14 protein-coding genes and 1 pseudogene are annotated in these 12,334 nt (G+C 36.2%); all 15 read left to right on the top strand.

All coding sequences use genetic code 11. The features are described 5' to 3' along the window. Positions 1-14 precede the first annotated feature (14 nt). Positions 15-1,379 carry an ethanolamine ammonia-lyase subunit EutB gene (locus tag Q326_RS0103945; protein ID WP_026894197.1) on the top strand — a complete coding sequence of 455 codons (1,365 nt, stop codon included), beginning with the start codon at positions 15-17 and terminating at the stop codon, positions 1,377-1,379. An 11-nt stretch (positions 1,380-1,390) separates the two neighbouring features. Then, positions 1,391-2,773 carry an ethanolamine ammonia-lyase subunit EutB gene (locus Q326_RS0103950; RefSeq protein WP_026894198.1) on the top strand — a complete coding sequence of 461 codons (1,383 nt, stop codon included), beginning with the start codon at positions 1,391-1,393 and terminating at the stop codon, positions 2,771-2,773. Then, positions 2,774-3,661, top strand: a complete 888-nt coding sequence (eutC, locus tag Q326_RS0103955) for an ethanolamine ammonia-lyase subunit EutC (protein WP_026894199.1) — start codon at positions 2,774-2,776, stop codon at positions 3,659-3,661. It begins immediately after the preceding gene. A 20-nt stretch (positions 3,662-3,681) separates the two neighbouring features. Continuing rightward, positions 3,682-4,335, top strand: a complete 654-nt coding sequence (gene eutL / locus Q326_RS0103960) for an ethanolamine utilization microcompartment protein EutL (RefSeq protein WP_026894200.1) — start codon at positions 3,682-3,684, stop codon at positions 4,333-4,335. A 22-nt stretch (positions 4,336-4,357) separates the two neighbouring features. Next, positions 4,358-4,624 (top strand): annotated as a pseudogene (locus Q326_RS18865) (BMC domain-containing protein); the annotation flags it as partial. Positions 4,625-4,999: 375 nt separating this feature from the next. Next, entirely contained in the window at positions 5,000-6,469 is a 1,470-nt protein-coding gene (locus tag Q326_RS0103970) for an acetaldehyde dehydrogenase (acetylating) (RefSeq protein ID WP_250160300.1), read from the top strand. 46 nt (positions 6,470-6,515) lie between these two features. Beyond that, on the top strand, positions 6,516-6,800 hold the full coding sequence (locus Q326_RS0103975; protein WP_026894202.1) for a BMC domain-containing protein: 285 nt from the start codon (positions 6,516-6,518) through the stop codon (positions 6,798-6,800). 64 nt (positions 6,801-6,864) lie between these two features. Continuing rightward, positions 6,865-7,605, top strand: coding sequence for a hypothetical protein (locus tag Q326_RS0103980; protein ID WP_026894203.1), 741 nt, complete (start codon positions 6,865-6,867; stop codon positions 7,603-7,605). Positions 7,606-7,619: 14 nt separating this feature from the next. Next, on the top strand, positions 7,620-8,276 hold the full coding sequence (pduL, locus tag Q326_RS0103985) for a phosphate propanoyltransferase (RefSeq protein ID WP_026894204.1): 657 nt from the start codon (positions 7,620-7,622) through the stop codon (positions 8,274-8,276). Further along, positions 8,273-9,097: an ethanolamine utilization protein EutJ gene (gene eutJ / locus Q326_RS0103990; RefSeq protein ID WP_034601036.1), complete on the top strand. Its 825-nt coding sequence runs from the start codon at positions 8,273-8,275 to the stop codon at positions 9,095-9,097. Before pduL ends, eutJ begins: the two co-directional genes overlap by 4 nt. Before the next feature lie 18 nt (positions 9,098-9,115). Then, positions 9,116-9,799: a hypothetical protein gene (locus Q326_RS0103995; RefSeq protein ID WP_026894206.1), complete on the top strand. Its 684-nt coding sequence runs from the start codon at positions 9,116-9,118 to the stop codon at positions 9,797-9,799. 24 nt (positions 9,800-9,823) lie between these two features. Then, complete coding sequence (locus Q326_RS0104000; protein ID WP_026894207.1) at positions 9,824-10,096, top strand: EutN/CcmL family microcompartment protein; 273 nt, start codon at positions 9,824-9,826, stop codon at positions 10,094-10,096. A gap of 25 nt (positions 10,097-10,121) precedes the next feature. Continuing rightward, positions 10,122-11,468, top strand: a complete 1,347-nt coding sequence (locus Q326_RS0104005) for a 4Fe-4S dicluster domain-containing protein (protein ID WP_026894208.1) — start codon at positions 10,122-10,124, stop codon at positions 11,466-11,468. Continuing rightward, positions 11,465-12,013 (top strand): BMC domain-containing protein, encoded by a 549-nt coding sequence (locus Q326_RS0104010; RefSeq protein ID WP_026894209.1) that lies wholly within the window; start codon positions 11,465-11,467, stop codon positions 12,011-12,013. The genes Q326_RS0104005 and Q326_RS0104010 overlap by 4 nt, the downstream gene beginning before the upstream one ends. Positions 12,014-12,027: 14 nt before the next feature. Next, positions 12,028-12,327: a hypothetical protein gene (locus Q326_RS0104015; protein ID WP_026894210.1), complete on the top strand. Its 300-nt coding sequence runs from the start codon at positions 12,028-12,030 to the stop codon at positions 12,325-12,327. Positions 12,328-12,334 lie beyond the last annotated feature (7 nt).

Raw genomic sequence — 12,334 nt, forward strand, 5'->3', positions numbered from 1 at the left:
AGAGGTGAAGATGTATGAGATTAAAAACTAAGTTATTTGGTGAAGTGTATCAATTTAGTTCAGTAAAAGAGGTGTTGGCTAAAGCCAACGAAGAAAAATCTGGGGATAGATTGGCAGGAGTAGCAGCAGAATCAGTAACAGAAATGGTAGCAGCAAAAGAGGTGCTTAGCAATCTTACCCTTAAAGATTTGCGTAATAATCCAGTGGTTCCCTATGAAGAAGATGAAGTAACTAGAGTAATACAAGATGCAGTAAATGAAAAAATATATGGGGAAATTCAGAATTGGACAGTGGGAGAGCTTAGGGAGTGGATTTTGGATCATAAGACTAAGGAAAGCGATATCAAGAGGATTAGTAGAGGACTTACCAGTGAAATGGTTGCAGGGGTTGCAAAATTGATGTCAAATCTTGACCTGATATATGGTGCTAGTAAGATTAGAATAACTGCTCATTGTAATACTACTATAGGTCTTCCAGGTACACTTTCTGCCCGTGTTCAACCTAACCATCCTACAGACAATATTGACGGTATATTGATATCTGCAATGGAGGGTCTATCCTATGGGTGTGGAGATGCTGTAATAGGATTGAATCCTGTGGATGACACAGTTAACAGCGTAAGTAATGTATTAAAGGCATTTGCAGACCTCAAGAATAAGTGGAAGATACCTACTCAGGCATGCGTATTGGCCCATGTTAGCACTCAAATGAAGGCCATAAGAAATGGAGCACCATCTGATTGTATATTCCAGAGTATAGCAGGTACCCAAAAGGGTAATGAAGCATTTGGTATATCTACTGCTATGTTAGATGAAGCCAGAGAATTAGCATTGAAGGAAGGCACAGCCACAGGCCCCAATGTAATGTATTTTGAAACTGGTCAAGGATCTGAATTGTCTTCTGATGCTCATCATGGCGCAGATCAAGTGACATTGGAGGCAAGATGTTATGGATTTGCTAAGAGATATGAACCATTTTTAGTTAATACAGTGGTTGGATTTATAGGACCTGAATTCTTGTATGACAATCATCAAGTTATAAGGGCAGGACTAGAAGATCATTTTATGGGTAAATTGACAGGTATATCAATGGGGGTTGATGCTTGCTATACAAACCACATGAAGGCAGATCAAAATGATATAGAAAATTTAGCAGTATTACTTACAAGTGCAGGCTGTAATTACTTCATGGGTATACCAGCAGGCGACGATGTAATGCTCAACTACCAGTGTACTGGTTATCATGAAATACCAACATTGAGAGAACTATTAAATTTGAGACCTACAAAGGAATTTGACCAATGGTTAGAAAAAATGGGCATATATAAAGATGGTAAGTTAACAGAAAGGGCAGGTGACGCATCTATATTTCTTAAGTAGGGGGAATTTAAATGAAACTTAAGACTAAGCTGTTTGGAGTTACTTATAAGTTTAATTCTATAAAAGAAGTATTGGCCAAGGCTAATGAGGAAAAGTCAGGCGATGGTTTGTTAAAGATAGGCGCTGAGACATCTCAAGAAAGGGTTGCAGCCAAGAGAGTTTTAAGTGAACTGACATTGGAAGATTTAAGAAAGCATCCCACTATTCCCATGGAAGAGGATGAAGTCACAAGGATGATAGATAATCTGATAAATGAAAGAATTTATAATGACATAAAAAACTGGACAGTGGGATATTTAAGAGAGTATATATTGCAACATGATACCAGCGAAGAGGATATAAAAAGGATTAGTAAGGGGCTTAATGGTGAAATGATAGCTGGGGTTGCGAAATTGATGTCTAATATGGATTTAGTTTATGGAGCAAGCAAGATTAATGTCTGGGCTAAAGCCAATACTGTGATAGGTAGACCTGGAACATTGTCTTTTAGACTTCAAGCAAATCACCCTACTGATGATATAGATGGTATATTGGCATCTATGATGGAAGGTCTATCCTATGGATGTGGAGATGCAGTAATTGGAATAAACCCAGTGGAGGACACAGTGGGAAATACTATGAAAATTATGAACTGCTTATACGACTTTATGATGAAATGGAATATACCTACCCAGACATGTGTATTGTCCCATATATCTACCCAGATGGAAGCAGTAAAGAGGGGAGCTCTGGTATCAGTATTTTTCCAAAGTATAGCAGGCACTGAAGATGCCAATAAAGCCTTTGGAATAAATCAGTTATTATTGGATGAAGCTTTTGAGCTTATAAAGAAGCAGGGAGCGGCTCCTGGTCCCAATCTTATGTACTTTGAAACGGGTCAAGGTGCAGAGATGTCATTGGATACAGACCATGGTGTAGATGAGATGACATTAGAGGCTCGAACTTACTGTATTGCTAAAAAGTATTTTCCTTTTATGGTAAATAATGTATCAGGTTTTATAGGACCAGAGACATTGTATGATGGTAAACAGATGATACGGGCTAATCTAGAAGACCATTTTATGGGTAAACTTGCAGGGCTACCTATGGGAATGGCACCATGTTATACCAATCATACAAAGATGGATCAAAATGACCAGGAATCAGCAACTATGTTATTGGCATTAGCTGGGTCTAACTATTATATGGGAGTACCAGTAGGGGATGATGTAATGCTAAGTTATCAGGATACCAGCTTTCATGATGATGCAACCTTGAGAGAGCTGTTAAATAGAACACCAGCCCAAGAGTTTTTTCATTGGTTAATTAATATGGGGATAATGGATCAAGATGGCAAACTAACAGCAAAGGCTGGAGATCCTTCAATATTTCTAAAAAATGGAGAGGTGAATTAAATGGTATCTGAAAGAGAATTAAAGAAAATTGTAGAACAGGTATTAACAGAGTTAGGGAGCAAATCTCCTGTAGAAGCTGAAAAATGTACTACACCACAGTGTACAGAAGTAAATGACATAGATGATGGTGAGTTGACTGACATAACAACGATTAATTTAAAAGAGCAGTTATTGGTTCCAAATCCAGAAAATAAAGAAGAATATTTGAGTATGAAAGCCAAGACACCTGCTAGAGTAGGTGTATGGAGGGCAGGTCCAAGATATAAAACTGAAACTTTGCTTAGGTTTAGAGCGGACCATGCAGTTGCAATGGATGCTGTATTTACTAATGTAGATGAAGAGATTATAGGGGAAATGAATCTATTTACTGTCAAGACTAAATGTAAAGACAAAGATGAATATCTTACAAGACCAGATTTGGGAAGAAAATTTGATGATGAAGAGATTAATAAGATGAAAGAAAAATGTCAGATGAATCCACAAGTTCAAATAGTAGTTGCAGATGGTCTAAGTTCAACAGCTATAGAGGCTAATATCAGGGATATACTACCTGTAATAACTCAAGGACTAGAAGGATATGGAATAAAGATTGGAACGCCTTTTTTCATAAAATTTGGTAGGGTGCCTGCAATGGATGTTGTATCAGAAGTTACTGGGGCAGAGGTTACTTGTTTATTGGTAGGAGAAAGACCTGGTCTTGCTACTGGAGAAAGTATGAGTGCATATATCGCATATAAGGGTACAGTGGGAATGCCAGAGGCAAGAAGGACAGTAGTTTCTAATATACATCAGGGAGGAACAGCATCAATAGAAGCAGGAGCACATATAGCGCACATTATAAAAGAAATGTTAGATCAAAAGACCAGTGGTCTAGATCTTGAATTGTAGAAAAATGGGAGGGATTATTAATGAGAAACGATCCAATTCGTGCACAAGTACTAAGTGTTAAATTGATTCCAAATATTGACCCAGATTTGGCTAAGGCACTAGAGCTGGGACCTGAGCATAGGAGTATAGGGTTAATAACTACTGATATTGACGATGTTTCTTATACAGCTTTAGATGAGGCCACTAAAAAGGCCGATGTAGATGTGGTTTATGCAAAGTCTTTTTATGCAGGAGCAGCAAATGCCTCTACTAAGTTAGCAGGTGAATTTATAGGTATATTGGCAGGGCCAAATCCTGCAGAGGTAAGAAGTGGATTAGATGCAGCAGTTGATTTTATAGAAAATGATGCATGTTTCTATAGTGCCAATGAAGATGATTCAATTGCATATTATGCCCATTGTATATCAAGAACTGGAACATATTTATCTAGTATGTGTGGAATACAGGAGGGGGCAGCTATAGCATATTTGATAGCACCTCCAATAGAGGCCATGTATGCTTTAGATGCTGCATTGAAGGCAGCTGATGTTAAGATGGTACAATTTTATGGGCCACCATCTGAAACAAACTTTGGTGGAGGATTATTGACAGGTAGTCAATCAGCATGTAAGGCAGCTTGTGATGCTTTTGCTGCAGCAGTACACTTTGTTGCAGATAATCCAGCCAAATATTAATTGAGAAATTGTGGTGATAATTATGAAAAATAGAGCCCTAGGAATGATAGAAACATATGGATATGTGGGAGCAATCGAAGCCGCCGATGTATGTGTAAAGGCAGCCAATGTTGAATTGGTGGGCTGTGAATTTATAAGGGGTGGATTAGTGACCATTCATATAAGAGGAGATGTAGGAGCTGTAAAGGCATCAATAGATGCAGCAGAGACTGCTGTGGTAAAGGTAGGAACACTAATATCTACCCATGTAATTCCTAGGCCCAGTGATGATGTAGAAAAGATATTGCCTTCTTACGATCCAGATCCAGAAAAAAAAGAAGAAGATATACAGCAGGATGACAAGGAGGATAAAAAGGATATTGAAGAAGATGAGATACATTCAGCAGAAAAAAATGGGGAAACAAGTGGGGAATATGTAGACGAGGATGAGGAAGAAGAAATAGATACAAATGAAGACGAATTGAATGATGAAGAAATAGATTTATCATTTAAAACTGGGGATGAGCTTAAGGAGATTAAAACAGTTAAGCTAAGATCATTGGCTAGAAGTTTAGATGATAAATTTGAAGAACCTTTCCCTATAGAAAGAAATCAAATTAAATATTCTAGAAAAAAAGAACTTATAGAAGCTATATTGAAATTTTATGAAAGGGTGAAGTAGGTGGTGATTAAGGATAAAGATTTAAAATCTATACAAGAAGTGAGAGAACTAGTAGAAAAAGCTAAAGAGGCTCATCGTATATTTAAAAAGAAGAGTCAAAAGGATATCGATAATATAGTAAAGGCTATGGCAAATATAGCTTATAGAGAGTCAGATAGATTGGCAAAAATGGCAGCAGCGGAAACAGGGTTTGGTGTATATGAACATAAGATAATAAAAAATAAGTTTGCAAGTAAAGCTGTATATGAATATATAAAAGATATGAAGACCATAGGCATAGTTAATGAGGATAAAGAGAATAAAGTAATAGAGATAGCAACACCAGTTGGAGTAATAGCAGGGCTAGTACCTTCGACAAATCCTACATCTACAGCTATTTATAAGGCGCTTATAGCAGTAAAATCAGGAAATGCCATAGTATTTAGCCCTCACCCATCGGCACTTAATTGTATTAGAGAAACTGTGCGAATATTGGAAGAAGAGGCAAAAATAGCAGGGGCACCAGAAGGATTGATAAGTTGTATGTCTATACCTACTATGGAAGGAACAGATGCATTGATGAAGCATAGAGATGTTGCATTAATATTGGCCACAGGTGGTTCAGGCATGGTGAAGGCTGCATATAGTTCAGGAACTCCAGCATTGGGTGTAGGCCCTGGAAATGTACCTGCATTTATAGAAAAGAGTGCAGATATACCTCTAGCAGTGAAGAGAATAATGGACAGTAAGACATTCGACAATGGTACAATATGTGCTTCAGAACAAGCTGTAGTTACACAAAATTGTATAAAAAATCAAGTAAAGACGGAATTCGTAAAACAAGGTGGATATTTTTTAACTGGAGAAGAACTAGATAAAGTAGGGAACACAATCCAAGACAGAAGTGGCAAATTCAACTCAGCTATTGCAGGAAGGTCTGCTATAAAAATAGCAGAAATGGCAGGAATAAAAGTGCCTAATGATACAAGGGTGCTAATAGCAGAGCAGACAGAAGTTGGCAGACAATATCCATTTTCTAGAGAAAAGCTTTCTCCCATATTGGCTTTATATGCTGAAGAAGATTGGGAAAGGGCTTGTGACAAATGTATTGAATTGCTGAATTATGGTGGGCTAGGTCATTCTTTAGTTATTCATTCTAAAGATGAAGATATAATAAAAGAATTTGCATTGAGGAAGCCTGCATCAAGGATATTGATAAATACACCTTCATCGCAGGGAGGTATAGGTGCAAGTACTAATTTAGCACCATCATTGACATTGGGTTGTGGGGCTATAGGAGGAAGTGCTACATCAGACAATGTAAGTCCATTAAACCTAATAAATATTAGAAGGATGGCCTATGGCATAAAGGAATTAGAAGATATAGCAGACGAGTATAAAGATGAGTGTAGTCAAAGAGAAGAAAGATTTAATAATGTGGATGTTGAAAGAATAGCAAAACTTGTCATAGCCGAATTAAAAAAAGGTAAATAGTCTTAATAAAAATAAATTTTAATGAAATTAAAGGAGGAATATACAAATGGCTAATACGAATGCATTGGGAATGATAGAGACTAAAGGATTGGTAGGTTCTGTAGAGGCAGCAGATGCCATGGTAAAGGCGGCAAATGTAACACTTATTGGAAAGGTACATGTTGGTGGTGGCCTTGTAACTGTAATGGTTAGAGGAGATGTAGGGGCTGTTAAAGCAGCTACAGATGCTGGGGCAGCGGCAGCAGAAAGAGTTGGAGAATTGGTTTCTGTACATGTAATTCCAAGACCTCATAATGAAGTGGAACTAATATTACCTAAACTTGAAGGATAATCATTCTAGGTATTGCCTGGTCTATATGGACCAGGTTTAGACCTAAAAAAGGATGTGATAATAAATGAAAGTTTTGACTGAGGCAGAACTTAGGGCAAGGCTTAAAAAGGAAAAAACAGATGAGCTCATTGTCAATTCTAATATTATAATTACTCCTTCTGCTAGGGAATATTTGAATGAAAAAAATATTAAATTGGTATTTGAAGATGAGGTAAAACAGGCTAGTTCAAAACCAGATAATCAAAAGCATAAAGAAGATAAAGAGGAGAGGTTTGTACCAAAATATATATGTAGATATACTGGAGGGTATTTTGATGACAAACCTGAACATATGACTCAGTTATATGGTAATGAATTGGTTTTTAAAGATCATCCCAGTATAGTATTTAGGGGTAAACTTGATAGTCTCCAATCGAAAATACTTGAGGTACAGGTGATGGCAGATAGAGATAAGTGCCAGAAGTTGGTTGATGAGATACAAGAAATACTTCGATTTGTAAGAAATATACTTAAAGCAGAGGTTATTAATGAAAAAATAGAAAATATAAGTATCCTGGGACTAAAGGAAGAAGAGGTTAGGGAAATGTCACATAACCCTAAAAAGCATCTAGGAGTAGAGCATATATTGCCTGATTATAAAATGGGAGAATTGGTAATAGGATTAAATGCCATTCGAAGTAGTGTTAGAGAAGCAGAATTGAGTTCTATATCTCTGGAAAGAAAAGATATAATAAAAGCCCTCAATAGATTGAGTAGTGCAGTATATGTAATGATGTGCAGGTATTTGGCTGGATATTACAACTAATGGGAGGTGAACCGATGGATGAAAGAATGATAAAGGAAATAATAGGTAGAGTAGTAGAGGGACTATCACAAGAAGAGAGTGAAAAAGGTATTATACCCATTGAGGCATCAGCAAGACATGTACATCTTAGTAAAGAGGATGTAGAAAGACTTTTTGGAAAGGGCTATAGGCTCACTCCTAAGAGAGAATTATCCCAGCCAGGACAATTTCTGAGTAATGAAAGGGTCACATTAATTGGACCTAAGGGCATGTTTAAAAATGTGGCTGTATTAGGGCCAGAGAGGAAAAACACCCAAGTAGAGGTTTCCAAAACAGATGCCATATCTCTAGGGATAAAGGCACCTGTTAGGGAATCAGGAAAAACAACAGGAAGTTCATCCATATATCTATCATCGGGAAAAGATATGATAAAGGTTGATGAAGGAGTTATTATAGCAAAGAGACATATTCATATGCCACCAGATATAGCCAATAGCTTTGGAGTAGAAGATAAACAAATAGTATCGGTGAAGGTATTCAGTGATAGACCAGTTATATTTGAAGATGTATTAGTAAGGGTAAGCAAAGACTACAGTTTAAATATGCACATAGATTTTGATGAGGCAAATGCGTGTAACTTTGAAAATGGCATTAAAGGAAAAATATTGACAGAAGAGGGGAAATGGCAATGATAGATTTTACAAATTCCGATAGTATAATCGCCCAATTGGAAGAGACTATTAAAAACCCTAAAAAAGTGAAGCAAGGAGAAGAATTGCTGGTAGGTGTGGATTTAGGTACAGCATATATTGTATTGGTTGTATTAGATAAGGACAAAAGACCAGTAGCATGTGAAATGGAATTTGCTCAAGTAATAAGAGATGGACTGGTTGTAGACTATATAGGTGCTATGAAAATAGTGAGAAGTCTTAAGGAAAGAATAGAAGAAAAGATAGGAGTAGAGCTTACCAAGGCAGCCATAGCAGTTCCACCAGGAACAGGTGAGAGGGACAGTAAGACCCATATGTATGTAGTACAGGGAGCAGGTATGGAAGTAACTAATATATTAGATGAGCCTACAGCTGCCAATGCAGTGCTGAATATAGATAATGGAGTTATTGTGGATATAGGTGGAGGTACCACTGGATTATCTATAATTGAAGATAGTGAAGTAGTATATGTAGCTGATGAAGCTACAGGAGGAACCCATTTAACATTGGTTATAGCTGGAAGTTACAAAGTTAAATTTGAAGAGGCAGAAAAATTGAAGACATCTTCGGACAAACAAGATGAAGTTTTTCCTGTGGTAATACCTGTAGTTCAGAAAATGGGAAATATAGTAAATACTCATATTAAAAATCATGATGCTAAAGAGATATATCTTGTGGGAGGTACTAGTTGTCTAAAGGGAATAGAGACAATTATAGAAAAAGAAACGGGAATAACTACTATCAAACCTAAAAATCCATTTTTAGTAACACCTTTAGGTATTGCTATGAATTGCAGGATATAAAGGATGTGATATTTAGATATGAATTCAATGGATACTAAAGAGCTGATTGAATATATAACTAGGGAAGTTATGAAGAGGATTCAAAACACTAATACAGATAAGTTGAATGAAAGAAAGGATAAGATTTTAACTGTAGATTTTTCAATAGAAAATGTATTGGAAAAAGTCAAGGAAGATTTTCATATAGATCATTTGGAAGATTTAAATGAAGATGTAGTTGTAGATTCCTATAAATATATTTTAATAGGGAGTATGACTAATAAGGAACTAGTTAATATTGCATTGGGATTGCCAAATGATAAAATCTCTTCCATTATAATAGACTTTATATTACAAGGCAAAAGGGTGTATGTGTTAAATGAAGGCATCAAATATCACAAATATAAGGACAGTTCCAATATACCATTTTATAATATGATGAAATCTTATGAAGAAAGGCTTGAAACCTTTGGAATAAATTTTGTAAATGAAAAAGAGATATCAGGATTGTTTGCTGATAATATGAGGGCAAAAGAGTCTGTTGATGAAAATGTTGATAAAAATAACCAATATGTAATTAAAGAAAAAATAGTGACGGAATCTCTAATAAGACAGATTCACCAAGGAGGATATACAGAGGTTGTAACAAATAAAGCCACTATAATAACTCCTTTGGCAAAAGACTATATAAGGACCAATGGCATTGGTATCTTTACCAAATAAATTTAAACGAGGAGGAAGGTATTTATGATAGTTGGAAAGGTAGTTGGAAATATATGGGCTACAAGAAAAGATGAGGCTTTAAATGGACTAAAGTTTTTAGTTGTAAAACCTTTAGATTATTCTTCGGGTAAAGACCTTCCTACTGTGGTAGCAGCTGATACCATTGGAGCAGGAATAGGAGAAACGGTATTAATAGTAAATGGTAGTTCGGCTAGAATGGCCTTAGGAAGAAAAGACATTCCCATTGATGCAATAATAGTTGGAATAATTGATGTAGTTGATGTAGAGGAAGATTAAATGGGAAAAGAGGTGTTGGTAGAACATGGATTTATTACAGAAAATATATGAAGCGGGAGTTGTGGGAGCGGGAGGTGCAGGATTTCCTACCCATGTAAAATTAGATTGCAAAGTAGAATACCTTATTATAAATGCAGCTGAATGTGAACCTCTATTAAATACAGATAAATATATCATGATGAATAGAGGGGAAGAAATAATAAAGACTGTAGAAGAGGTAGGAGAGTTTGTAGAGGCTAAACATCTTATTATAGCCCTTAAAGAAAAATATACAGAGGAAATAAATAGTCTGAAGGACATAATTAAAAGATTAAATTCAAATGTGGAATTATTCTATCTAGGTAATTACTATCCAGCAGGAGATGAGCAGATGATGGTATATGAAGTAACAGGTCGGTCTATTCCTGAGGCAGGGATACCATTGGATGTGGGTGCAGTAGTTACCAATGTAGGGACTATAGTCAATATTGGTGAAGCAATGAAGGATAATCCTGTTGTAGATAAGTGCATAACTGTAGTGGGAGAAGTAAATAATCCTACAATGCTTAAGGTACCAGTAGGTATATCGGTTAAAGAGTGTATAGATGCAGCAGGTGGCACTGATCTCAATGAATATGCTGTCATAATAGGTGGCCCTATGATGGGGACTATAATAGATGATAATGAAACCCATAAAAATCACATCAAAAAGACTGATGGTTCTTTGATAATATTGCCTAAAGATCATTATATAGTACAAAGGAAGAGGAAACCTCTTCAGACTATAATAAATGAAACTAGATCGGCGTGTATCCAATGTAGATATTGTACCGATTTATGTCATAGATATCTCATAGGTCACAAATTGAGACCACATAAAGTTATGAGGAATATAGGTATGTCGGAGCAGGATGAAGAGATAATGAAGGAAGCGTTGATATGTTGTGAGTGTGGAATATGTGAGTTGTATTCTTGTCCTATGGGACTTTCACCTAGATTAGTAAATGTATATGTTAAAGGAGAGCTGAGAAAGAAAGGTATAAGACCAGAAAAGGGTAGTACAGATATTGAGAGCAGAGATATGATTGAATATAGGAAGATTCCTACAACAAGGCTTATGGCAAGATTAGATATACTTAAATATTATAATCAAAATATAGATGATATAAAGGAATTGTTTCCTAAAGAAGTTACCATACCATTGAGTCAACATATAGGAAAACCTGCCAGTGCCGTAGTAAAAGTTGGAGATAATGTATCTAAGGGTCAACTTATAGGAAAGGTAGAAAGAAATGATATGGGGGCAAATGTACATGCAACCATAGATGGAAAGGTGTTGGAGGTATCAGATAAGGTAATTATTCAAAGGGAAGATAATGGGGTGATTTTATGATAAGGACCATAGGACTTCTGGAACTAAATAGTATAGCTAAGGGGATAGAAACAGCTGATGCTATGATAAAGGCTGCCGAAGTAGAATTAATACTTTCAAACTCCATATGTCCTGGGAAATATATAGTGCTTATTTCGGGGGATGTAGGAGCGGTAAAATCCTCTGTAGAGGCAGGAAAAGAAGTAGGAAGACAATATGTAGTAGATGAGTTGATTCTACCCAGTATACATCCTCAATTGATTAATGCTATAAATGGTGCTACACAAATAGGGGAAGTAAATGCCATAGGAGCAATGGAATTTTTCAGTGTAGCTACATCAATAGTAGCAGCTGATGCGGCAGCAAAGGCTGCATTGATAAATCTTATAGAAATAAGATTAGGTTTTGCTATAGGAGGAAAGTCTTTTGTTACATTGAGTGGAGATGTAAGTGCTGTAAAGGAGGCCGTCGAAGCGGGAAGTATGATAGGTAAAGACAATGGTATGCTTATAAGTAAGGTGGTTATCCCATCTCCTAGAAAAGAATTATTTGAAAAATTGTTATAGATGGGAGGGATAATATGGGAAAGGTATTGCTTACTAAAAAGAATATAAATCAATATGTATCTAAGGGTGATGAAAAAATATATATTGGTAAGGATATGATACTAACTCCCGGTGCTAAGGACATAATTAGAAATATGGGCCTAACAATAGTATATGGAGAAAAACCAGAGGAGAAAGATTGTGACTACTGTTTTGACCCTGAGATTGTTAAAAAGGATATATTGAAGATGTTAAAAGAAGATTATGGTATTAGTGATGAGGTAAGACTTAATGAGCTGTGTAATGAGACTTTAAATAGGATTAATAAAAAATAAAGGAGGC

It is taken from the genome of Clostridiisalibacter paucivorans DSM 22131 (assembly GCF_000620125.1).
Classification (GTDB): Bacteria; Bacillota; Clostridia; order Tissierellales; family Clostridiisalibacteraceae; genus Clostridiisalibacter; species Clostridiisalibacter paucivorans.